The sequence below is a fragment of the Lentzea sp. NPDC054927 genome, assembly GCF_053610285.1.
Map to the genome: position 1 here is coordinate 13,744 of NZ_JBSGXZ010000030.1, position 21,834 is coordinate 35,577.

The window sequence follows — 21,834 nt, forward strand, 5'->3', positions numbered from 1 at the left end:
CCTCACTTGACGGCTCCCGCGGTCATGCCTGCCTTCCAGAACCGTTGCAGCAGCATGAACGCCAGGATCAGCGGCAGCACGGCGAACAGCGATCCCATGATCACCACCGGGTAGTACTCGGGGGACACGGTGGCCGAGCTGTTCCACTGGTAGAGGCCGAGGCTCACCGGGTAGAGCTTCTGGTCGGACAGCATGACCATGGGCAGGAAGAAGTTGTTCCAGATCGTGGTGAGCTGGAACAGGAACAGCGTGATCATGCCGGGTCCCAGCATCCGCAGCGCGACCTTGAAGTAGGTGCCGAGATCGCCCGCGCCGTCGATGCGGGCGGCTTCCAGCACCTCGTCCGGCACGTAGCCCTGCGAGAAGATCCGGCCGAGGTAGACGCCGAACGGGTTGAACAGCGCCGGGATGAACACCGCCCAGAACGTGTTGACCAGGCCCGCCTCGGACGCCATCAGGTACAGCGGCAGCGCCAGCACGGTCTGCGGCACCATCACGGCAGCGAGCACCAGGCCGAAGAGCTTTTCCTTGTGGCGGAACGAGTACTTGTCGAACGCGTACCCCGCCGCGATCGAGATGAACGCGCTGGCCGCCGCGCCGATGACCGCGTACAGCAGGCTGTTGAGGTACCAACGGCCGTAGAGGCCCTTGTCCATCGCGAACAGGTTCTTGACGTTCTCGACGAACGAGAAGTCGCTGAAGGAGAACAGATCGCTCTGGAACAGCGCGTCGACGTTCTTCGTGGCGGCGAGCAGCAGCCACAGCACCGGCAGCAGGGTGTAGAGGACGGCGACGCCGATGACGACGTTCACCGTGGTCCGGCCGAGGAGGGTCATCAGGCGGCCTTCCTGTTCGTCCAGCGGGTGACGCCGAAGGACAACGCGACCGTGAACGCCAGCAGGATCACGGACGCGGCCGCGGCGAGGCCGTAGTTGTTGCGGGTGAAGGCGGCGTCGTAGATGTACATGCTCGGCGAGAACCGGGCGCTGATCATCGGCGTGGACTGGCTGAGCAGCACGGGTTCGGTGAACAGCTGCAGCGCCCAGATCAGCGTGAAGATGCCGACCGTGACGATCGCGCCGCGCACCAGCGGTGTCTTGATGCGGAGGGCCTGCTTGACCGGGCCCGCGCCGTCGACGACCGAGGCTTCCAGGACTTCGCGAGGCACCGCCTGCAGTGCCGCGTAGAAGATCACCATGTTGTAGCCGAGGTTGCTCCACAGGGCGATGTTCACAATCGACGGCAGCACCGTGTCGATGCCGAGGAAGTTGATCTGGATGTCGCCCTTGGCGAACAGGTCGATGATCGGGCTCAGTCCGGGGGTGTAGAGGTAGAGCCAGATCAGGGCGGCGATGATGCCCGGCACGGCGTGCGGCAGGTAGAGGCCCATCTGGGCCCAGCTGCGCAGCTTGGCGACGCCGGAGTCCAGCAGCAGTGCGAGGACGAGCGCGCCGACGACCATCAGCGGGATGTAGATCAGGCAGTAGAGCACCACGGTGAGCAGGCCGTTGAGGAAGGTCGGATCGCTCAGCACGGCGACATAGCTGCGCACGCCGACGAATACCGTGCTCTCCGCGCCGAACCCGAGTCCCGGCTGGTCCTGCGCGAAGAAGCTCAGCCAGATCGCGGTGCCGGTCGGGACGAGGAAGACCGTGACGAGCAGGAGGAAGAACGGCGCCATCAGCACGGCGCAGGCGAGTTTGCCCTTCACCGCTCGACCTCCTCTGTGGACAGTCCGAGCGCCTTGAGGTCGGGCATGGTGCCGCTCTGGGCCTCGCGAACCGCTTCGATCAGCGTGCCGACGCCGGCGCCCGCCTTCGCGAAGCCGTCCTGCATGACCTTCTGGGTGGCGGTCATCCGCGGGCCCCACACCCAGCCGTCGCGGATCTTGTCGGCCTCCTGCTTGAAGAGCCGGTAGATGTCCTGACCGCCGTAGTACTCACCGGGGAACGCCTTGCCGCCCGCTTCGACGAGGCCGGGCGCGACCGGGTACTGGCTGCTGGTGCCGCTCTTGAGGCGGGCGGTGAGCGCGTCCGGGTGCGTGCACTGCCACTCGATGAACTCCATCGCCGCCTCGGGTTCCTGGGAGTCCTTGGTGACCGCGAACGTCGAACCGCCGTGCGTGCCGACCACCGGCTGGTCCCAGACGGGCATGGGAGCGATGCGCCACTTGCCCTTCTGACCGGGACGGGCCCGCATCTGGGCACCCGCGTCCCACGCGCCGCTCAGCCTGGTGATCACCCGGTCCTGACCGACCTGGGCGTCGTGCTGCTTGCTGTCGCTGGCGTTGCGGAAGACGAGGTCTTCGTCGATCAGGCCCTGCCAGTACTCGGCGACCTTGCGCGTGGGCGCGTCGGCGAGCGAGACCTGCCACTTGCCGTTGCCCGTGTCGAACCACTGCGCGCCGGCCTGCCAGGCGTAGCAGGCGAACTGCATGGCGCCGTCGGTCGGGAAGAGGCCGAGCTTCTTGTCCGGGAACTTCGCCCGCACCTTCCTGGCCAGATCGGTGTACTCGTCCCAGGTCTCGGGGATCTGGAAACCGTTGGCCTCGAACAGGTCTGCGCGGTAGTGCAGCACCATCGGCTCGATGTCGAGCGGGACGCTGAACACCCGGTTGTCGAACGTCGTCAGCTTGAGCGCCTGCGGCAGCAGCTTCTGCTTCACGCGATCGGTGACGAGGTCGGTGATGTCGCGGGCGACGCCGTCGATCGCGTACCCCGGCACCTGCGGGTATTCGATGGTGGCGACGTCGGGGGCGTTGCCCGCCCTGGCCGCGTTGCTGAGCTTGGCGTAGCCGCCCTGCCCGCCGGAGGGGATCTGCTGGAAGATCACCCTGATGCGGTTCTGCGTGGTGTTGAACGCGTCGACGACCTGCTGGCTACCGCGCAGCGCCGACCAGAACGTGATCTCAACCGGGCCCCCGGCACCGCGGCGTTGCGGAGTTGAGCAGGCCGCCAGTGGTGCGGTGAGGCCCGCCGCGAGGAGTGTGCGACGACTCAGGCGCATGGATCGCATCCTGATCGCCTGATCGGTTTATCGTCAAGAAACGGTCAAACGCTCAGTCGATGAGCGGACCTTCAACTCGGGCAGCAACTCGACGCGTTCGGCGCTCTGACCTGGGCTTTGCAGCTGCCGCAGCAACAGCTGGGCCGCGACCTCGCCGACCTCGGTCTTCGGCGGCGCGACGGCCGTGAGCGGGATGCTGCCGAGCGCGGCGACCACGTCGTCGTACGCCACGACCGAGCACCTCCCGGGCACCGCGATCCCGGCGTCCATCAGCTGCTGGACCAGCATCAACGCGTCGACGTCGCCGTGCAGGATCGTCGCGGTCGCCCGGTGCGCCCGGAGGATGCCGACCAGTCCGGTGTCCGGTGAGCTGCCGACCGTGATGGCGTCCTCGAGGTCTGCCGAGATCTCCTTGAACGCCTTCCTGAGCGCTCGCGCGGTCGGGCTGTCGTCGCGGGCGGCGAGCACGATCCGGCGGTGACCGAGGTCCGTCAGGTGCTTCACAGCCAGGTGCATGCCGTACCAGTGGTCCGAGCAGACCGAGTTCATCGCGCGCAGGTGACCGCTCGGCCGGCGCTCCATCAGCACGGTCGGCACCCCGGTCTCGGCGAGCCAGTCGTCCTTCAGCTCCTCCTCGTGGCTGCGCCACCTCGGCGCGATGAGCAGACCCTGGACCGGTTCGGCGAGCGCTCGTTCGACGATCGGCTTCTCCGCACCCTTGACCTGCGGCGCGATGTGCAGCACGACCCGCATGCCGGCTTCTTCCAGCGCTTGGCGGGCACCGTTCATCGTCTCGTACAGGTACGCGTGCCGCTCCGGCACGACCAGCGCGACCGCCCCGTTCGCGTCCCGCCTCGGCGACGGCTGCTCCACCGGCGTCAGCGACCTTGCGACCCCGTGCCCGCGGCGCAACTTGCCCAGCCTTGCGAGCTCCTCGACGTCACGCCTGATCGTGACGATCGAAACGTCCAGCTCGCTCGCCAGATCGCTCACCTTGACCGTGCCCCGCGACGCGATGACGGCCAGAATCCGCTGCCGCCGCGCATCACCGGGTTCCCGCATGACCGTCCGCCTGTTCGTTTGAGCGTTTGGTCGTCAGCATATCCCGGGAACGATCACGGCGCCGCCAAGGCCATCCGGACGAGTGTGTCGACGAGGGCGTCGGCAGTGGTGTGCCACTTGTCCGCGCCGAGGTGGCCGCTGTGCTCCATGCCCGCGATGCCGTGCGCACCGGCGAGCAGCAACGCGCCGTAGTGCTGCGCGTTCTCCTCTCCCACCACGGAGGCGACGATGGCCAGGAACTCGTCCTGGAACCGCGCGGCGCCGCGGTCGGCCGCTTCGGGATCGCCCTCCGGTCCGCACACCTGACGGTGCAGCCGCTCGAGCTGGTTGAGGCGCTTTCCGTTCCACCTGAACAACATCTGGTACAGGTGCGGCTGCTCCCGGCCGATGCCGACGAGCACTTGAAGAGCGGCCCGCAGCTTCTCGGCGGCCGGCAGCGTTTCGTCGGTCCGCACGGCGTGCACCTGGTCGCTGATGCCTTCCCAGCGCTCGGCGGCGATGGAGGTGAGCAGGCTGTCCTTGTCCGCGAAATGCCGGTAGGGCGCTCCCCTCGTCACGCCTGCCTTCGCCCCGACCTCGCGCAACGTCACCGCTTCGGGACCACCGAGGTCGAGCAGCTCGGCGGCCGCGTCGAGCAGGGCGCGGCGGGTGGCGGCGGCGGACTCCGCACGGGTGACCATGCCGTCCACCTTACAGTTGACAGTGTCATCTGAGTGCGTACCGTGGTTGAGGTGACAACGTCATCTGAAACTCGGAAGCTGGTCGTCGTGACCGGAGCGTCCACGGGCATGGGCCGGGCGACCGCCGTCGAACTGGCGCGGCAGGGGTTCCACGTGCTGGCAGGAGTGCGCCGGGACAGTGATGCCGACGCCATCCGGTCGGACGGGGTCGAGCCGGTCATCCTCGACATCACCAAGCCGGAGCAGGTTCGGGCGCTTGCCTTGCGGGTCGGCCCTTCGCTGCACGCGTTGGTCAACAACGCCGGAATCCAGGTGAACGCGCCGGTCGAAGCACTGCCGATGGATCAGTGGCGGTGGACGTTCGAGGTCAACCTGTTCGGCCACGTTGCTGTCACGCAGGCGCTTCTGCCCGCGTTGCTGCGTGGCCAGGGGCGGGTCGTCAACATCAGTTCGGTTGGCGGTAAGGCGGCGATGCCCACTTATGGGGCGTATGCCGGGGCGAAGTTCGCGTTGGAGGCGATCAGCGACTCGTTGCGGCGGGAGGTTGCCGCGTTGGGTGTGCAGGTCGTGGTGATCGAGCCTGGCGGGGTGCGGACGGAGATGGCTGCGCGTGGGATTGCTACGGCGAACGAGTTGGCCGCTGGGATGACTGCTGAGCAGGAGCGGCGGTATGGCGGGATGGTGCTGGCGATCAACTCGCTGATGGATTCCGGGACTTCGGCGGGGGTTTCGGCTGAGGCGGCTGCGTTGGTGGTGGCCAAGGCGGTGATGGTGCGTCGGCCGCGTACTCGGTACACGGTTGGGCGGGATGCTGCTGTGCTCACTCGGCTGGTTCGGGTTTTGTCTGATCGTGCGCTTGATCGGGTCATTGCTGCCCGCCTTCGGCGGGTTTGACGGCTGCGCCGACCCGGCACATGCCCTCCTTCGTCGGGCGTGTGCCGGACCGAATTTCTGTGGTCACCGTGCTTGGGTGGTTGCGGGGCGTGGACCAGTTGCATGCGAATGGTGCGGATTGCGTTGGTGGTCGCCAGGTGCGAGTTGCGATTGAAAGACCATTCTTGATCAGAAGGGTGGTGGGTCGCCCAGTACTGGTTCTGGGATGCGTTGGTAGGTTTTTCCGGCTGGGCTCTTGAAGCAGAAACGGCCTGGTTTTGGTTGGCTCACTTGCCAGGCTGAGCGGTGTTTTACGCGGTGGTGGCGTTTGCAGAACGCGCCGAGGTTGTCCGCTGAGGTGCTGCCCAGCGGGAATGGGACCGTGTGGTCCAGTTCCGACTTGTGCGAGGGGCGCATGCAGCCGGGGAAGCGGCAGGTGCGGTCTCGGGCCCACACGAACCTGCGCAGCGCGGCGGGTGGGCGGTAGGTGCTGGTGCCGAACTCCAGCGCTTCGCCGGTCGTGGGGTCGGTGAGCAGGCGGCGCCAGGTGGCGTCACCGGCGAGTTCGCGGGCCAGGCCGGGGGTGATGGGGCCGTAGCCGGCGAGTTCGCCGGGCTGTTCGGACAAGCCCATCAGCGTCGCGGCGGAGACGGTCACGTACAGCTCGACTTTGACGGCACTGGCCTTGTCCGGGGTGGCGAGCAGCAGGTCGGCGAACACGTCCGCGCGGACCTGGTCGAGCGTGCGCGGATCTTGCGGCGTCTTGACCTGCTGGGCGATGGCGTCGACGCGGGCGGAGCAGGCGGCGGCCAGGTGCGCGGGCAGGAACGCCCAGATCCTGGCCATGTCGTCTTCCAACGAGTCGATGCCGGTGCAGCGCTGCTTCTTGCGCTCCTCGGCCCGCGCCTTGTGTCCCTCGGGATCGACACGCATCACCACCCGGTTGGTGAGCTGCCGCATCTGCGCACCGGTCTGCTCCGGCGCCTTGACCAGCACCCGTTCCTCAACCTCGGCGGCCAGATCCGCCGTCAACGGCAACGTGCGTTCGTACAGCACACGGGCCTTGTAGAGGTCGATCTCGCCCTTCTCCAACGCGTCGAGGGTCTGCGGCAACTTGCTCGCCAGCTCCACCGCCATGTGAACCTGGTCGGTGGTCCAGCGTGAAGTCCAGTGCATCGCCGCCGCGATCTCAGCGTCGAAGAACTCATCACCAGCGCACGCGACAGCGTAATCAGCGAGCACGCGAATGGCCTGAGCCTGATGATAAGCAACTTGTTTCTGATGATAGGCGAGAGCATCGAGAACCTCGACCGCTTCCATACCGCCATTCTATTCGTGATCAAAAACGTCAAAGGGGGCTAAGCGCTACACGATCGAGTGACAAATTCTTTCCCGACAACGCAACCCGCACCTAGCAACCACCCACGCCCCCGGAACCCGACGCACGCAAATGGTCCACGCCCCGCAACCACTTACCCAAGATGACCACAGAAATTCGGTCCGGCACACGCCCGACGAAGGAGGGCATGTGCCGGGTCGGCGCAGCCGCAAGTTCTCAGCAAGCCAGGACTAACGTCGAGCAACATGAAGATCGTGATCCCAGGTGGCACCGGCCAGGTGGGCAACGTACTGCACCGAGCCCTGACCGCAGCAGGCCACGAGGTAGTGATCATCAGCCGAAGCACCGGCGTCCGCTGGGACGGCAGCACGCTGGGCGACTGGGCATCCGAGATCGACGGCGCCGACGTGGTGATCAACCTGGCAGGCAGAAGCGTGAGCTGCAGGTACACCGCCGAGAACCTGCAACAGATGATGCGCTCACGAGTGGACTCCGCACGGGTGATCGGCCAGGCGATCTCGAAAGCCGAAAACCCACCGCCGGTCTGGCTGCAGATGAGCACCGCGACGATCTACGCACACCGGTTCGACGCGGCGAACGACGAGGAAACCGGGATCATCGGCGGTCGCGAGAGGGACGTGCCGGGCTATTGGGCGTACAGCGTCGAGATCGCCAAGCGGTGGGAAGCGGAGCTGAACGAGGCCGACACACCGCGGACCCGCAAGGTCGCACTGCGGGCGGCGATGGTGATGAGCCCGGACAAGGGTGGTGTGTTCGACTACCTGTCGTGGCTCACGCGGCTCGGGCTCGGCGGACCGATCGCGGGCGGGCGGCAGTACGTGTCGTGGATCCACGACGACGACTTCGTGCGGGCGATCGCGCTGCTGATCAGGGAACCGATCGAGGGCGCGGTGAATCTCGCGGCGCCGAACCCGGTGCCGCAGAAGGACTTCATGCGTGAGCTGCGGAGGGCCTGGCGTGTCCCGGCGGGGCTGCCCGCGACGTCGTGGATGGCCGAGATCGGGGCGTTCGTGATCAGAAGCGACACCGAGTTGCTGCTCAAGAGCCGCCGGGTCGTGCCGGGGCGGTTGCGGGAGGCCGGTTTCGAGTTCCACTTCCCGAACTGGCGGGAAGCAGCGCAGAATCTGGCTGAGCGCAGGAGGTGACATGCCGAGGATCAACGACGTCGGCGGGCAGGACGGGTTCGGACCGGTGCTCGAGGAGCTGGACGAGCCGATGTTCCACGCGGACTGGGAGGCACACGTCTTCGCGATGAACCGGGCGCTGATCGGACGCGGTGTCTACAACCTGGACGAGTTCCGGGACGCGGTCGAGCGGACGATGTCGCACGAGTCGTCGTACTACGAGAACTGGTTGCGCGGGATTCAGACGTTGCTGCGGGAGAAGGGCCATGTCTGACCGATACGCGACAGGTGACCGCGTCCGGACGTCCACTGTGGACCCGGACCATCACACGCGGCTGCCGGGCTACGTGCGCGGACGGGTGGGCGTGGTGGTCGGCAGCGACGGCGTGCATCCGCTGGCAGACCTGCGATCGCGCGGAATCGAGCGACCACAGCCGGTTTACCTGGTGCGGTTCACCGCACGGGAACTGTTCGGACACGGCGACCACAACGTGACGCTGTCCCTCTGGGAGGACTACCTCAGCGATGAGTGACGACCACGACGACTCCCCCATCGCCGCGCGCGTCCGGGAGCTGGAAGCGATCCTCGAGGAGAAGGGACTGCTGGACGCGGCCGAACTGGACCGCGCGCTGGAGGCGTTCGCGCACAAGGCCACGTCCGCCAACGGGTTCCGGGTCGTGGCACGCGCCTGGGTCGATCCCGAGTTCAGGGCACAGCTGCTCGACAACGCGAACGACGCGCTGCCAGCGATCGGGTTGTCGATGGGCGGCGGACTTCAGGTGCAACGGCTGCTCGTCGTCGAGAACACCCCGCAGATCCACAACGTGGTCGTCTGCACGCTCTGCAGCTGCTACCCGATCGCGCTGCTCGGACCGTCCCCGACCTGGTACAAGAGCACGGCCTACCGCTCGAAGGTGGTCAGCCATCCGCGCGAGGTGCTCGAGCAGTTCGGGTTCACGCTGCCGGGCGACACCGAGATCCGGGTGTGGGACGCGAATGCCGAGACGCGGTACATGGTGCTGCCGCGCAGGCCTGAGAACACCGAGCACCTGACCGAGGACGAGCTCGCGACGCGGGTGACGCGCAACGGGCTGATCGGCACGGCGGCGATCTGAAGGTCAGTGCGACTTCGGTTCGTAGCAGCCACCTTCACCGGTGGTGCCGTCGACGAAGATCCGCACCAGACCGGGCTTCAGGTCACCGAGAACGCACGTCACGCGTTCGGTCGGCCCGTTCGACACGGTGATCGTGAACCCGACGAATGCCTCCTGCTCGTCCGGCCGGATCACGTACGTCTCGTACCCGTCCAGCGCCTTCTTGGTGGCGTCGACCGAGAAGTCGCCCGACCCGCACACCCGCTCCAGGATCGGCCGGACCCGTGCGATCGTGTCGCGTCCCGTTTGGACACCCTTGGCGTTCAACGGTTTGCGCTGCTTCCAGCGGTTGTTCTCGGCGTTGTGCGGAGCCACGTCCGGAGTCGCCCCACCCGTTGGCTGCGCCGGAGGAACCGTCTGCACCACCGGCTCCGGCACCTTCTCCTCGACCCGGCACGGCCCGGCTGGCGGCAGGCTCGTCGGCACCGGCGGCGGCGGTGTTTCGGTCCCGCATGCCGCACACAGCAGCAACACGATCAGCGCCCCCAGCACTCTCCCCATGCGAACCACTCTCGCACAACGACGCGACGCAGATCAGTGAACCGGTTGAACCGATGGAAGGTTCTCTACCGAGCGCACGGACCGTGAAGCGACCATGAACAGGGTCGCGGCCACCTGGATCGTCGCGCAGCCCAGCAGGGTCGCGGTGATCCCCGCGGCGCCCGACACCGGACCGACCACCAGCTGGGCGAGCGGAACCGCCGCCAGCGACCCGAGCATGTCGTAGGAGTAGACCCGCGCGAGCCGGTCCGCGGGCACGTGGTGCTGCAGCGACGTCTCCCACGCCACGCCGAACTGCTCCATGCACAGCCCGCACACGAAGGCCGCGACCATGAGCAACCACGGTTCGGGGTGCAGGGCGAGGGTCAGGGGCAGGCCCACGAACGCCGCCACGCACGCACAGCCGAACAACAGCAGCCGGCGGACTTTGAGCCGCAGCGCCACGAACGCGCCGGCGAGCATGCCCGCCGTCTGCGCGGCCAGCACGAAACCCCAGGTCTCGCGTCCGATCACGGTGTCCGCGAGCACCGGGCCGAGCACCATCGTGCCGCCCGCGTAGGCCGCGTTGACGAGGAAGAAGGCCACCACCACGATCCACACCCAGGGCCGCGACACGAACTCCGTCCAGCCGACCCTCAGTTCGGACAGCACGCCCGGTTTGTGCTCGGCGGCCACACGGGCCGCGGGCACGCGCACGAACGCGAAGCACAAGCCTGCCAGCGCGAACGACAACGCGTCGACCGCGAGACCCCAGCCAGGACCGGCGAAGGCGATCAGCAGGCCACCCAGCGACGCACCCGCGATCATCGACGAGTTCAGGCCGAGGCGCAGCAACGCGTTGGCGCGCTGCCGCAGCTCCACGGGCACGGTCTGCGGGACGAGAGCGGCGGAAGCGGGGAACGAGAACGCGCTCGACATGCCGTTCACCACCGCGAGCACGACGAACGCCGGGATGGACACCGACCCGGTCAGCACCAGGACGGCGAGCAGTGCCTGGCTGGCCGCGGACACGGTGGACGAGCCCACGAGCACGAACTGGCGGGGCAGCCGGTCCGCCACGACACCGCCCCACAGCAGGAACAGCACGTTCGCGATCGAGCGCGCCGCCACGACGATGCCGAGCGTGGTCACCGACTGCGTCACGTCCCGCACGGCGAACACCAGCGCGATCTGCGCCATCGCATTGCCGGACATGGTCGTCACCCTGGCCGCGAGCAGCCAGCGGAAAGCTGGACGCGCCAAAGGCGCGAGTGATCCCCCCATGGATCGCACCGTACCGCCGCGTTCAAGTCGAATTGCCGGGAGCCGCCCGACCTGGGATCGAGCGGCTCCCGGTCACCGCACCCTCGGATGCGATGAGGCGATGACCACCGCGGCGGCGACGGTCACCAGGTTCTTCAGGATGTACTGGGCTTCGAATGACGCCTGCAGCGGACCGGCCCACATCTCGCCGGGGAACAACACCAGTGGTGTCGACACCAGCACGACGTGACCGATCAGCAGGACCGCGCACAATCGTGGTGCGCGGAAGCTCAGCAGAACCAGTGCGATCCCGATTTCGGGGATCGCGGAACTCAGTCTGGCCAAATCCCCGTGGATGATCCCGAACGTCAGCGCGGAAACCGTGCGTTCGACGAGATCCTGGGCAGGGCTGCCACCGGGAAAGAGCTTCAGCACGCCGAACCAGAGGTACACGACCCCCAGTCCAATGCGCAGCAGCGGAATTCCGGCGTCACTCGCGAAACGGGTGACGCGTTCCTCCGTGCTCTCGCGGCGTGTGGTTTCTGGACTCAACATCGATCTCCCTCTCCTGTCTGGCTGCCACCACCCAGCCAGACAGGAGGAGCGAGGGAGATCAGCTGCTGGGCTGTGCCGGGTCCCCGAGCGGGTTCAGCAGGTCGGCCTTGCCCTCGAAGGCGAACAGCAGCAGGTCGACCATGCGGAACGTGCTGGAGTCCGGGCCGAGCGTGGGCCGCCAGTACGGCGAACGCACGATCGAGATCCGGCTGCCCTCGATGGCCCGGTGGAACACCTCGGCGGTGAGCCGGCCACCGACCGGGCCCATCAGACCGTTGCCGACCTCCGCCTCGCGCAAGACGTAGAACCACAACGGCGTCGCCTCGACCAGCTGCGCCTTCTGCTCCTCGGTCAGCGCGTCCAGGTTCGCGCCGCCGTTGCCGACCAGGATCTGCTCGGCGGTGAGCGGCTCGACCCCGAAGAGCTCCGCGATCTGCTGCCCGGTGGCGAGTTCCATCATGTTCGCCCTGGTCAGGTTGCGGAACGCGAGGTTGCGCTGGATTTCCGGGAACTGCGTGCCGCGGCCGCCGAACGTGCCGGCCGGCAGCTGCCGCAGCGGGTCCACCAGCAGCGAGTCGATCCGCTTGGTGAGGTTGCCGCCGCCGAACTCCGCCGGGGGCACCAGGTCGTCCCGGTCCGCCTCGGTGAAGTCGTAGAGGCGGCGGAAGTCCGCGATCCAGTTGCTGGGCAACGTGAAGGTGTTCCCCCTGTTCACGTCGTCCAGGTCGGGCACGGCGGAGCTGGGATCGAAGTTGCCCGCGGTGCCGGTGAACACGAACAGCAGGAACAGCGTTCCCGCGATGCCCTGGGTCGTGTTGAACACGCGGTTCCACTGGTAGGCGTCGCGGATCATGCTGTGGCCGAGCCGGTAGGACGCGACCGAGAACTCGATCGGCATCGTCGGGGTGTTGTCCCGGCCGTGGCAGTCGCCGGGCACCTCGAAGAACCTGCGGCCGTTGGTGAAGACGTCGTCCACGATCGCCGGATCGATGATGCGCGGCAGGAAGTCCGTCTTCAGCATCCACTGGTAGTGCCGCACCACGAGTTCCTTGGCGGCGCGGAACAGCCGGTCACCGGTGAGGCCGGTGAGCGCGAGCTCGTCGACCACGCGGTTGTGGAAGCGGATGAACGCCAGGTGCGTCTGGGCGATCGCCAGGTTCTCGTCGTTGCGCGCGTCCGGGATCAGTGGCGCGCGGCGATCGGCCGCCGTGCCCGCGGTCCCACCGCGGCGGGGCAGGTCGAAGCCCTCGAACGGAGGGAACTCCGGCCCCAGCGGCGAAGTGGTGCCCATCTTGAGCTTCACGCCGTCCTCGGCGTAGAAGACCTGGTCGTCCTTGTCGCGCGGGCCGCGGCCGTAGACCGAGTCGAGGTCCAGCGCCGGCGAGCGGCCCTGCATCAGCTCGTCCACGTTGACGTCCTGGCCGAGCTGCGACTCGGTGCGGTCCATCGTCAGGTCGTGGTCGACGAACTGGCCGAGGTAGGTGAAGCCCGCCGGGACGGCCGGGTTCTCCGAGTCGGGCTGCGCGCCGGACGGTGTCATCGCCAGCGCGAGCGCCTCGCGCAACGCCTCGTCCGTTCGCGGGCCCTTCGGTCCCAGTCGCGAGAACCGGAACCTGCGCAACTCCTCCGCCGTGGAGGGCTGACGCGTGGTGGCCTCACCTTTGCCGTCGAATTCCAGCACACCTTCGCCCACGACGAAGAAACTGTCGCGCACGTGCCTCTTCATATATCCCCCTGTATTCCCCTGTATCAGGCAACCTGTTCTCCCCAACAAGCACCTGCCCCACCGCCAGTCTCCATACGGACGAAAATACCGTCGAAGCTTTTGGCCACAACCAAAACGTCGTCACACAGCGGATACGAGGTGGTCCGGAATATTCGTGAAAACCGGCAGCTCGGCCATCTCCGCGGCGAAACTCACAGCTGTGTCACAGTAAGTCTTGGTATCCAGCACGTGCTGGACGCGTTCGGCGAGAACAGCGGCGGAAAGATCTTTCACGGCCACTTGGATTCCCGCTTTCAGATCTTGAATTCGCGCGGCGTTGCGCGGCTGGTCGGCGAACAACGGCAGGCACACCATCGGCACGCCCGCGGTCAACGCCTCCCGCACGCCGCTGTAGCCGGCGTGCGGCCGGACAACTTCCGATCCGGTCAGCCGACCGCGTTTCGGGGCGGCGGCGGCTGGGTACCACTGCGAAATGCTCGAAGTCACGGTGACCGAGTCGTCGCCTGCCTCCACCCTTCTCACCGTCACCGGTGAACTCGCCGGATCCGGCTCGGAGCGACTGCTCACACGGCTCGACCGCCTCCTCGAGAAAGGCCACCGCTACGTCGTGCTGGACCTCGCCGGCGTCACGTTCTGCGACTCCAGCGGGATCAGCGCCCTGGTGCGCGGACATGCGCGCGCTTCGGCCGCCGCCGGTCGGCTGCGGTTGTCCGCCGCATCGCCTCAGGTGACACGGGTGCTCGAACTGGCAGGGCTGGCGCGCATGCTCGGGCTTCAGTCCACAGTGGAGCTTTGAGACCGTCGGGAACACACCGTGCCATGATGGTGGGGTGGAGTCCACGCGCATCGACCGCTGGTTGTGGGCGGTCCGGCTGACCAAGACCCGCCCGGACGCCGCGGCGGCGTGCAAGGGCGGCCACGTGCGCATCAACGACAAGCCCGTGAAGGCCTCGGCGACCGTGGTGCCCGGTGATCGGGTCCGCGTGCGGGTGCACGACAAGACGTGGATCGTCGAGGTCGTCCGGGTGATCCAGAAGCGGGTCGGCGCGGCGGACGCGGCCACGTGCCTGATCGACCGCACTCCCCCGCCACCGGTGGAGGCTCCGATCGCTCGGCGCGACCGGGGTGCGGGGCGGCCGACGAAGCGTGAGCGGCGCGTGCTGGACCAGTTCCGGGCTCAGAACTAGTCGTAGCTCATCTCCAGTCTGGACAGGCGCATCGTCTCCAAATGCGCGACGTCGCCGTGGTCGAGCACTGATTCGAGCAGCATCGCGAGCGAGGTGCCGAGCACCGGGACGTCCGCCGGGAGGTCGCCGGGGCGGAAGATCACCCAGTGGCTCAGGCCGGTGCGGAAGTCGCCGATCTCGCCGGCGAGCCGACCGTCCGCGAGGTCGAACACGACCTGCACGTAATAGTGACCGACGCGTTCGCCATGTGACCCGTACGCGCGCACCCGCCAGGCACCACCGTGCAGCGACGCCGTGCCGATGCGCTGGTAGAGCGCGATCAGCTCGCCGCTGCCCTGGACCTCGTGGTGCACGGTGATCTCGTGTCCGCGCAGGAACGTGCGCTCCTTGCGAGGACCGGGAGGCTCCCACTCGTGCTCGGCCACAACGCGGTTCAGCACCGCCTCGATGCCGGGAGGTGACGGCACCAGCGCCCAGCCCGCAACGGGTTCCAGCGCGCCGTCCTCGTGCTGGGCGACGCCGACCAGGCCCGCGTCCAGGGCGACCGCGCTGATGTCACTGCGATCGTTGACGTTGATGACCACGCGGCACAACGTGGCGAGCACGCTGTCGGTGGCGATGCCTTGGTCGGTGCTCTCACGTGGCTCGCCGACCGGGAGGTCCAGCATCGGGTTCGGCACGGCGCCTTCGCGGCCGTGGTCCAGGTATGGGTAGAAACGCGTGACCCAGCCGGTGACGATCTCACCGCCGTACGCGTCGACCGGGTTGTAGATCCGTTGCCAGAAGGCGGTGTCGGCGTTGCCCTCGGCGGCACGCACGAACTCGTCGGTGATCGGCGCCAGCGAGCGGCACCAGTGTTCCAGCCCGAACCGCGGCAGGTCGTCGACGCGGGCGCGGATCCGGCGCCAGTCGTCCGGCGTCCCGGTCAGGGTGATCGACGGGATGCCGCAGATGCCGACCATCCAGTACCCGAAGTAGGGTGAGTAGGCGTCGAGCATCGCGACACGGCCTGCCAGGCGTTCGACCTCGGTGCTCGTGCTGAAGTCGCACTCGAAGATCGTGTCGCCGATCTGTTTCGCGAATCGCTCCACGATCTGTTCCCAGGTGTCGCCCGGACCGTACGACACGGCCAGGACCGCTTTGCCCTCGTGGCCGGCCAGGACTGGCCGCAGTTCCTCGGCGTTGAGCTTCACGTGCTCGGCGATGCCCCGCGCGATCGTCAGCCACACCGCGTCCGGTGACAGGACCACCGGCCGATGCTCGCCGAACGCCTTGCCGACCGCGTGCAGCAGCGGGTGGACGCCGTTCGGCTTCAGCACCCGCGCGCCGCCTCCGACGGCCAGCGCCGCGGGGAACAGATCGGCGACGGGGCGGGTGGGCAGCGCGTCGGTCACCGGCGTGACGTCATCGACCGGAAAGGTCACCATTTCCGGACTGTAGAACGACATCAGCCAGTTCAGTGAGCGATTTTCCGAGCGGCAGGTCGACTCGACAGGACGCGTACGGGTCGCCTCGGGTCTCGCCGCGGTTGATGATCACGACGGGCAGACCGGCCGCCGAAGCGCGTCGCACGAACCTCAGGCCCGACATGACCGTCAGCGAGGAGCCGAGGACCAGCAGCGAACGGGCGTTGTCGACGAGCGAGTAGCACTGCTCGACGCGTGGGCGCGGCACGTTCTCGCCGAAGAACACGACGTCCGGTTTCAGCACGCCGCCGCACTCGACGCAGCCGACCACCTCGAAGCCGCGGACCTGGTCTTCCGGCAGGAACACGTCACCGTCGGGGTTGATCTCGGTGGTCGTCGCGGCGAAGTCCGGGTTGGCCTCGCGCAGGCGGCGGTCCAGGTCGATCCGGGGCGAGAGCAGCCTGCAGTCCAGGCAGATCACGCGGTCCAGGCCGCCGTGCAGCTCGACGACGTCCTGGGTGCCCGCGGCCTGGTGCAGGCCGTCGACGTTCTGGGTGATGACGCCGGACAGCATCGGCGTGAGCCGGGTGACGGCGTGGTGGCCAGCGTTGGGGTGCGCGCGGGCGATGGTGCGCCAGCCGACGTGGCTGCGGGCCCAGTAGCGCTGCCGCCCGGCCTGGCTGGTCGTGAACTCCTCGTAGGTCATCGGGGTGTGCTTGCGCAGGGAGCCGCCCTCACCGCGGTAGTCCGGGATGCCGGACTCCGTGGACAGGCCCGCGCCGCTGAGCACCAGCACCCCGCCGTCGGCGACGATCGGGACGACGTCGGTCAGGGTGGAGGTGCGCGGCAGCGACGGGCCCGAAGGCGACCAGGTCAGAGTGGGCCTTGTTCGCACAGTGCCACTTTACGTTTCACCTGCAAGTCACCAGCTCTGGTACCACTGCCGCAGCTCTGCCTCCGCCGCCACCGTGTTCCCTCCCGATGCCGCCGTGACCAGTGCGAACTGCCTGCCGGGCCCTCCGCGCAGCAGCAGCTTGTCGCCGTCCACCGTGGCCGGCGCCGAGCTCACGACCAGCGGCGAGCGCAGCGACGCTGGCAGGTGCACCTCGGTCGGCGCGGAGCCGCCGGTGGAGTCCCAGACGAGCACGGCGAACGGTGCCGAGCCGACCAGCGTGCGGACGTTCGGCAACGGGATCTGCTGCCAGGTCTGGTAGGCGCGGTCCTCGTAGGTGAAGGCGAGCGTCGTGCCCGCGACGGCCTGCGGGTAGACGCGGTCGACGAGCGCGCGGTCGACGGTGAGCACCGCGTTGCCGGCGTCGTCGAGCTTGACCGCCGAGAAGTGCTCGTCGTTCATCGCGTCGCCGTCGGTCTTGACCTTGCCCGGGTTGTCGTTCATCAGCTCGCGGTGGCGGCCGTAGTTGGTGTCCCAGTGCCACTGGCTGCCCGAGATCACGCTGCCGCGCGGTGCCGACCACCAGCGCGCGCCCGGCGCGGTCGAGTCGAGACCCTGGTAGATCGCCTTGAGCACGGAGGAGGCCTTGTCGGAGGTGTTGCCCGCGACCGGGTGCCCGAACTCGGAGACGATCGAGGTGGTGCCGAGTGCCCTGGCGCGGTCGCGGATCGTGCCGAACGCCTGGGTGTACTGGCCGTCGCCCGCCTTGCCCGGCATGAGGAGGCCCGACTGCGCCTTGCCGTCGTAGAAGTGCGCGTTGAACACGAACCGCTCGCCCAGCGACGGCACCAGCGCGAGGCCGCCGGGTTCGGCGAAGAAGTCCACGTTCTGGTTCCAGAACACCAGCGGCTCGACGAACGCGGGCTTCGAGGTCCAGCCGGCTTCGTCCATCTCGGCGCGGAACCGGTGGTAGAACGGCATCAGGAGGTCGCGCTCCCACGTCTGCGACGTCTGGCCGCTGTCGTACTTGCCGGCGTAGGGCTCGTTGAGCGGGTCGACGCCGACGACGAGCTTGAACTCGTTGGCGGGCAAGGCTTCCCTGACGTGCTTGAGCGCCTCGCCGGCCGCGTTGACGAACGACTCCTGCACACCGTTGCGGTTGTGCCAGAAGTCGTAGGTGGCGGCGGTGACGGCGTTGTTGTTCTTCATGTTCTGGCCCCAGTGGAAGCAGATGCCGCACGATTCCTTGGGGTAACCGCTGGCCGCCCACGCCGGTGCGCCGTCGCCGGTGTACCAGCTGTCCTTGTTGAACAGGTACCGCGAGTACAGGTCCTGGTGGAAGTCGAGGTAGACGCGGATCCCCAGGTCGGTGAACGCCCGCAGCTGGTTCGTGACGCCGTCGAGGTACGCGTGGTCGATCTGGCCGCGCTGCGGTTCGATCCACGCCCACGTCAGCAGGAACCGCACGGCGTTCGCGCCGGTCAGCTGTTTCATCGCTTGCGCCGACTTGCGCGCGTCGGCCATGTTCGCGAACGGCAGGCCGCGGTACTCGGCGAGTTTCGCCGTGCCCGAGACGTTGAAGCCGCGCAACACGACCTCACGCCCGTGCTCGTCGCGGAACACCCCGCCGGACACCCGGAGCTCGGAGCCGTCGAACGACTCGGCCCGCGCCGGAGTGATCATCGAGGAGAAGAAGATCAGGACTGCGAGAAGAACAGCTCGCCGCATCGCCGCCACCTGTCGCCACTGTCAGGAACGTGAACGAGATTCGCGTTACACGCTAGCCGACAAATTTGCGTTCGACTAGCGTTCGACTCGCGAAGGGGGAACGCATGGCTGACGTGATCGACCGCGCCGACGTCGAGGTGCTGGAGCACACCGTCGCCGACGAGCTCACCGCGATGAGCGAGGCGTGGCAGTGGTTCGAGAACCTGGTGGGACTTCGCGGCCGCAAGATGTACGCGCGCGTGGACGAGACGGCCGGGACGTACACCGTGTGCACGCCTCTGAAGCCCGGCGATTCGTTCTCACTGCCGATCGGGGTGCTGCCCGGCGGGCGGTACCGGCGCGTGGTGCTCGAGGGCGAGCCGCCAGAGTTGTACGGGCAGGTCGGACCGGCCATGGAGGAGCTCAAAGCCTTGGGGCCCTGGGACTCCTCCAGGCCGCTCGTCGAGTTCTACCGCCGCCACACGGTCGTGGAACTCTGGGTGCCGATCAGCTGAGCGCCGACACGATCAGCGCGGCGGTCTTGGCCACCAACGGCTCGTCGGCCCCGCCCTCCGGCGTGTCCTTCTTCGTCGACAGCACGGAGATCACGATCGGCGCGCGGCCGGGCGGGAACGCGATGCCGACGTCGTTGGTGGTGCTGTACTTGCCGGTGCCGGTCTTGTCGCCCCACCGCCACGCCGCGGGCAGCCCGGCGCGGACCCGGTTGCCGCCGGTCGTGTTGGCCAGCAACCAGTTCGTCAGCTGGTCGGCGTCGGCGCGGTCGAGGGCGTGGCCCAGGGTGAGTCGCGCGTAGCTCTGGCCGATGGCGCGCGGCGACGTGGTGTCGGTGGTGCGGCCCGGTTCGGCCGAGTTCAGTTCCGGTTCCCAGCGGTCCAGGCGCGTGACCGGGTCGCCGATCGAGCGGCTGAACCGGGTGATCGCCGTGGGGCCGCCGAGTTCGCGCAGCAGCAGGTTCGCCGCGCAGTTGTCGCTGTAGGTGATGGTCGCCTCGCACAGGGCCGAGACCGTCATGCCGTTCGCGAGGTTCTCGGGCCTGCCGGTGATCGGGCCGTAGCCGGACTTGGTGACGTCCTCCTGCGTGTAGCAGATCACCTTGTGCAGCAACGAACCGTCCCGGTCGCGGCGCAGGACGGCCGCAGCCGCGATGGTCTTGAAGGTCGAGCACATCGGGAAGAGCTCGTCCGCCCTGTGCAGCACCGTGCGACCGGTGCCCGTGTCGGTGGCGAACACGCCGAGGCGCGCGTTGTGCTGCTGTTCGAGGTCGCGCAGCTTGCCGGTGAGCGGTGCGGCCTGTGCCGTGGCGGGCACGGCCACGGCCAGCGCTGCTCCAGCGCCCAAAGCCAGCACCGCACGTCGGTTAACACTCAACGTCCTGTCCCCTTCTTTGGAAACCTCTCCACAAGTCAGGACGTACGAGAGATCAACTGGTTGCCAGTGGATGTTGCCGGGGGACGTCTCAGTGGACTCTGCGCCAGCATGCGAGAAAAGTGAGCGCCGCGAGCAGCGACCCGGCCGACGCGAACGTGCCGGCGCCCAGGTAGATCACCCACTCGTCCGCGTGGAGACCCTCTTGGGCCAGCGAAAAGCCCCACAGGATCCCGCCCAGTGCGAGCGTTCCCGCGGCGATCAGCGACCAGAACACCACCAGCACGACCCGGCCGACGCGCCGTGGTCCGGTGTAGGGCTGGAGAGATCCTTTTCGTTGCAGCCACCAGGACGCCAGGGCCGCGACGGCCAGCGCGATGCCGTCGGCGGCGAGGGTGTCGCTGAGCCGGTGCCACTTCGCGGTCAGCGTGTACTGCCCGATCGCGGTCGCCCACGGCAGCACGAAGAACAGCATCACACCGCGCCACTTCCACGGCACCACGATGATCGCCGCGAACAACACGGTCATCGCGATCGTCGTGTGTCCACTCGGGAGGCTGTTGTGCGCGTAGTCGCCGGTGACCTCGACCAGCCCCGGCCGCGGCAGGACGAACCGCTTGAGCGCCTGCACGACGAGCTGGCCGGCGACGATCACGCCGACGGCCGCGATGGTGAGGTCCCAGCGTTTCCTGAGCACGCCGACAAGTGCCACCGCGACGACCGCCGCCGCCAGCGAGTAGACGGTGATCTGACCCAGCGCGGTCCAGGCGGCGTCCGTTTCGGACACGTTGTCCTGGTCCGCGCCGCGCAGGGCCGCGTTCTCGATCGTCTGCCCGGCCCTGGTCAGCACCGCGAGCACGTACACGATCGCCGCGAACACGAAGCCTGATGCCGCGACCACGGGCCACCGTCGGAGGTTCACGCCGCGCAGTCTGCCGCCGTTCGGCCCAACGCGCTGCTCGAAGATCACCCGGCATGCTGTGCACCATGGCGGACCCTGAGAACATCCCGCAGGCGGCCAGGTTCCGCTTCCTGCACGGGATGTGGTCGATCATCGACGAGCACGGTCCCGGCCCGACCTTCCAGAACGGCGAGGCCGCCCGCGAACGTCTCCAAGCACTAGGGGCGTCGCCGGACGACCTGCGGGCGTTTGCGCGCATGGTCGCCTTCGAGGCGTTGCACTCGGCGCTCTACTTCCTGGACGACCCCGGCGACGACGATCCCGGCCTGCCGGGCTGGGCGTTGATCGAGACGTCCGGAGGCGAGCTGACCGGCAGGCTGGTGCAGGGCCTCTACGAGGACCTGGACCCGGACCGCTGAGGTTCGAGGCGGTCCAGCACCGCGGTGATCGCCAGGTCCACCGTGTACTCGAACTCGGCGCCGCGGTCGAACTCCACGAGGTGCGCCGCCGTCGTCGCCACCGCCGGCAACCCGGACGCCTCCAGCGCGGCCCGGCGTGCCCCGTCGTCGCTCCCGAACGTCGGAGCCGCCGACACCTCGCGCAGCAGCGTGCCGATCAACGTCGCGAGGAGCATCCGCAGCAGGTGCACCGCGTCCTGCGGTGAGGCGCCCACGCCGAGCAACACCGACAGCACCGCGTCCACCGGCGCGAGGCCTTCCAGCGAGGCCAGTTGGCGGGTCAGCACCAGTGGAGCGGCCTGTGGGTGCGCCAGGGCGGCTGTTCGGAAGCTGTCGGCGATGGCGTGCAGGTCGCGGCGGGCGTCGCCGGTGGGGGCGGGCAGGACCAGGCCGCCCAGGAGTTGTTCGGCGACGGCGTCGAGCAGGGCGTCCTTGCCGTCGACGTGGTTGTAGAGGCTCTTCGCGTCCACGCCCAAGGCCCGTGCGACTGACCGCATGCCCACCGCGGTCACGCCTTCCGCGTCGATGACCTGCAGCGTTGCCGCGACGATCGAGTCACGGGACAGCAGCGGTGTGCGCGGGCGGCCTCGGCGGGGTTCGGTCACCCCGCCAT

27 protein-coding genes are annotated in these 21,834 nt (G+C 68.1%); 10 read left to right on the forward strand and 17 right to left on the reverse strand.

Going from position 1 to position 21,834, the window contains the following annotated elements:
- Nucleotides 1–2 precede the first annotated feature (2 nt).
- From ACWGE0_RS30855 to ACWGE0_RS30875, 5 genes are read right to left on the reverse strand one after another with little or no spacing between them, the layout of a single operon-like run.
- Nucleotides 3–836 (reverse strand): carbohydrate ABC transporter permease, encoded by an 834-nt coding sequence (locus ACWGE0_RS30855; protein ID WP_452264418.1) that lies wholly within the window; start codon nucleotides 834–836, stop codon nucleotides 3–5.
- A complete protein-coding gene (locus ACWGE0_RS30860) occupies nucleotides 836–1,711 on the reverse strand; it encodes a carbohydrate ABC transporter permease (RefSeq protein WP_452264419.1) in 876 nt (291 codons plus the stop codon). Before ACWGE0_RS30860 ends, ACWGE0_RS30855 begins: the two co-directional genes overlap by 1 nt.
- On the reverse strand, nucleotides 1,708–3,006 hold the full coding sequence (locus tag ACWGE0_RS30865) for an ABC transporter substrate-binding protein (protein WP_452264420.1): 1,299 nt from the start codon (nucleotides 3,004–3,006) through the stop codon (nucleotides 1,708–1,710). The genes ACWGE0_RS30860 and ACWGE0_RS30865 overlap by 4 nt, the downstream gene beginning before the upstream one ends.
- A gap of 33 nt (nucleotides 3,007–3,039) precedes the next feature.
- Nucleotides 3,040–4,068 (reverse strand): substrate-binding domain-containing protein, encoded by a 1,029-nt coding sequence (locus ACWGE0_RS30870; RefSeq protein ID WP_452264421.1) that lies wholly within the window; start codon nucleotides 4,066–4,068, stop codon nucleotides 3,040–3,042.
- Between the two features lie 53 nt (nucleotides 4,069–4,121).
- Nucleotides 4,122–4,748 (reverse strand): TetR/AcrR family transcriptional regulator, encoded by a 627-nt coding sequence (locus ACWGE0_RS30875; protein WP_452264422.1) that lies wholly within the window; start codon nucleotides 4,746–4,748, stop codon nucleotides 4,122–4,124.
- 87 nt (nucleotides 4,749–4,835) lie between these two features.
- Between ACWGE0_RS30875 and ACWGE0_RS30880 the strand changes: the two genes are divergently transcribed.
- A complete protein-coding gene (locus ACWGE0_RS30880; protein WP_452264423.1) occupies nucleotides 4,836–5,642 on the forward strand; it encodes an SDR family NAD(P)-dependent oxidoreductase in 807 nt (268 codons plus the stop codon).
- A gap of 168 nt (nucleotides 5,643–5,810) precedes the next feature.
- Here ACWGE0_RS30880 and ACWGE0_RS30885 read toward each other — a convergent pair whose 3' ends face one another.
- Nucleotides 5,811–6,797 carry a DUF222 domain-containing protein gene (locus ACWGE0_RS30885; RefSeq protein WP_452264523.1) on the reverse strand — a complete coding sequence of 329 codons (987 nt, stop codon included), beginning with the start codon at nucleotides 6,795–6,797 and terminating at the stop codon, nucleotides 5,811–5,813.
- Here ACWGE0_RS30885 and ACWGE0_RS30890 point away from each other — a divergent pair.
- The 5 genes from ACWGE0_RS30890 to ACWGE0_RS30910 all read left to right on the forward strand — a co-directional run bounded on the left by ACWGE0_RS30890 (nucleotide 6,792) and on the right by ACWGE0_RS30910 (nucleotide 9,221).
- A complete protein-coding gene (locus ACWGE0_RS30890) occupies nucleotides 6,792–6,983 on the forward strand; it encodes a hypothetical protein (RefSeq protein WP_452264525.1) in 192 nt (63 codons plus the stop codon). The two genes, ACWGE0_RS30885 and ACWGE0_RS30890, sit on opposite strands and share 6 nt — an antisense overlap.
- Nucleotides 6,984–7,205: 222 nt before the next feature.
- Nucleotides 7,206–8,126, forward strand: coding sequence for a TIGR01777 family oxidoreductase (locus tag ACWGE0_RS30895; RefSeq protein WP_452264424.1), 921 nt, complete (start codon nucleotides 7,206–7,208; stop codon nucleotides 8,124–8,126).
- 1 nt (nucleotide 8,127) lies between these two features.
- Complete coding sequence (locus ACWGE0_RS30900) at nucleotides 8,128–8,379, forward strand: hypothetical protein (RefSeq protein WP_406601542.1); 252 nt, start codon at nucleotides 8,128–8,130, stop codon at nucleotides 8,377–8,379.
- Nucleotides 8,372–8,638, forward strand: coding sequence for an SH3-like domain-containing protein (locus ACWGE0_RS30905; protein WP_452264425.1), 267 nt, complete (start codon nucleotides 8,372–8,374; stop codon nucleotides 8,636–8,638). The genes ACWGE0_RS30900 and ACWGE0_RS30905 overlap by 8 nt, the downstream gene beginning before the upstream one ends.
- Entirely contained in the window at nucleotides 8,631–9,221 is a 591-nt protein-coding gene (locus ACWGE0_RS30910; protein WP_452264426.1) for a nitrile hydratase subunit alpha, read from the forward strand. Before ACWGE0_RS30905 ends, ACWGE0_RS30910 begins: the two co-directional genes overlap by 8 nt.
- A gap of 3 nt (nucleotides 9,222–9,224) precedes the next feature.
- Here the strand turns inward: ACWGE0_RS30910 and ACWGE0_RS30915 are convergent, their stop codons facing one another.
- The 5 genes from ACWGE0_RS30915 to ACWGE0_RS30935 form a co-directional block, all read right to left on the reverse strand.
- Nucleotides 9,225–9,761 (reverse strand): hypothetical protein, encoded by a 537-nt coding sequence (locus ACWGE0_RS30915; protein ID WP_452264427.1) that lies wholly within the window; start codon nucleotides 9,759–9,761, stop codon nucleotides 9,225–9,227.
- 33 nt (nucleotides 9,762–9,794) lie between these two features.
- Nucleotides 9,795–11,024, reverse strand: coding sequence for an MFS transporter (locus ACWGE0_RS30920; protein ID WP_452264428.1), 1,230 nt, complete (start codon nucleotides 11,022–11,024; stop codon nucleotides 9,795–9,797).
- Between the two features lie 72 nt (nucleotides 11,025–11,096).
- Nucleotides 11,097–11,558, reverse strand: a complete 462-nt coding sequence (locus ACWGE0_RS30925; RefSeq protein WP_452264429.1) for a hypothetical protein — start codon at nucleotides 11,556–11,558, stop codon at nucleotides 11,097–11,099.
- A gap of 58 nt (nucleotides 11,559–11,616) precedes the next feature.
- Nucleotides 11,617–13,284, reverse strand: coding sequence for a peroxidase family protein (locus ACWGE0_RS30930; RefSeq protein ID WP_452264430.1), 1,668 nt, complete (start codon nucleotides 13,282–13,284; stop codon nucleotides 11,617–11,619).
- A gap of 120 nt (nucleotides 13,285–13,404) precedes the next feature.
- Nucleotides 13,405–13,797, reverse strand: a complete 393-nt coding sequence (locus tag ACWGE0_RS30935) for a nucleotide disphospho-sugar-binding domain-containing protein (RefSeq protein ID WP_452264431.1) — start codon at nucleotides 13,795–13,797, stop codon at nucleotides 13,405–13,407.
- Between ACWGE0_RS30935 and ACWGE0_RS30940 the strand changes: the two genes are divergently transcribed.
- Nucleotides 13,772–14,080: an STAS domain-containing protein gene (locus ACWGE0_RS30940; RefSeq protein ID WP_452264432.1), complete on the forward strand. Its 309-nt coding sequence runs from the start codon at nucleotides 13,772–13,774 to the stop codon at nucleotides 14,078–14,080. The two genes, ACWGE0_RS30935 and ACWGE0_RS30940, sit on opposite strands and share 26 nt — an antisense overlap.
- 34 nt (nucleotides 14,081–14,114) lie before the next feature.
- Nucleotides 14,115–14,471: an RNA-binding S4 domain-containing protein gene (locus tag ACWGE0_RS30945; protein WP_452264433.1), complete on the forward strand. Its 357-nt coding sequence runs from the start codon at nucleotides 14,115–14,117 to the stop codon at nucleotides 14,469–14,471.
- Here ACWGE0_RS30945 and ACWGE0_RS30950 read toward each other — a convergent pair.
- Genes ACWGE0_RS30950 through ACWGE0_RS30960 form a run of 3 tightly spaced genes read right to left on the reverse strand, consistent with a single transcriptional unit; the run spans nucleotide 14,468 to nucleotide 18,497 of the window.
- The gene (locus ACWGE0_RS30950) at nucleotides 14,468–15,898 is read right to left on the reverse strand and encodes a DUF4419 domain-containing protein (protein ID WP_452264434.1); all 1,431 of its coding nucleotides are present in this window, start codon (nucleotides 15,896–15,898) and stop codon (nucleotides 14,468–14,470) included. The genes ACWGE0_RS30945 and ACWGE0_RS30950 overlap by 4 nt on opposite strands.
- Entirely contained in the window at nucleotides 15,876–16,772 is an 897-nt protein-coding gene (locus ACWGE0_RS30955) for an NAD-dependent protein deacetylase (protein ID WP_452264435.1), read from the reverse strand. The genes ACWGE0_RS30950 and ACWGE0_RS30955 overlap by 23 nt, the downstream gene beginning before the upstream one ends.
- 27 nt (nucleotides 16,773–16,799) lie before the next feature.
- Nucleotides 16,800–18,497, reverse strand: a complete 1,698-nt coding sequence (locus tag ACWGE0_RS30960) for a cellulase family glycosylhydrolase (RefSeq protein WP_452264436.1) — start codon at nucleotides 18,495–18,497, stop codon at nucleotides 16,800–16,802.
- 104 nt (nucleotides 18,498–18,601) lie between these two features.
- Here ACWGE0_RS30960 and ACWGE0_RS30965 point away from each other — a divergent pair, with 104 nt between their 5' ends.
- On the forward strand, nucleotides 18,602–18,991 hold the full coding sequence (locus ACWGE0_RS30965; protein WP_452264437.1) for a GyrI-like domain-containing protein: 390 nt from the start codon (nucleotides 18,602–18,604) through the stop codon (nucleotides 18,989–18,991).
- Here ACWGE0_RS30965 and bla read toward each other — a convergent pair.
- Entirely contained in the window at nucleotides 18,984–19,865 is an 882-nt protein-coding gene (bla, locus tag ACWGE0_RS30970) for a class A beta-lactamase (protein WP_452264438.1), read from the reverse strand. The two genes, ACWGE0_RS30965 and bla, sit on opposite strands and share 8 nt — an antisense overlap.
- Nucleotides 19,866–19,953: 88 nt before the next feature.
- Nucleotides 19,954–20,784 carry a phosphatase PAP2 family protein gene (locus ACWGE0_RS30975; RefSeq protein WP_452264439.1) on the reverse strand — a complete coding sequence of 277 codons (831 nt, stop codon included), beginning with the start codon at nucleotides 20,782–20,784 and terminating at the stop codon, nucleotides 19,954–19,956.
- Nucleotides 20,785–20,849: 65 nt separating this feature from the next.
- On the opposite strand from ACWGE0_RS30975, the gene ACWGE0_RS30980 reads away from it, so the two are divergent.
- A complete protein-coding gene (locus tag ACWGE0_RS30980) occupies nucleotides 20,850–21,182 on the forward strand; it encodes a hypothetical protein (RefSeq protein ID WP_452264440.1) in 333 nt (110 codons plus the stop codon).
- On the opposite strand, the gene ACWGE0_RS30985 is transcribed toward ACWGE0_RS30980, so the two are convergent.
- Nucleotides 21,155–21,826, reverse strand: coding sequence for a TetR/AcrR family transcriptional regulator (locus tag ACWGE0_RS30985; RefSeq protein ID WP_452264441.1), 672 nt, complete (start codon nucleotides 21,824–21,826; stop codon nucleotides 21,155–21,157). The genes ACWGE0_RS30980 and ACWGE0_RS30985 overlap by 28 nt on opposite strands.
- Between the last annotated feature and the right edge of the window lie 8 nt (nucleotides 21,827–21,834).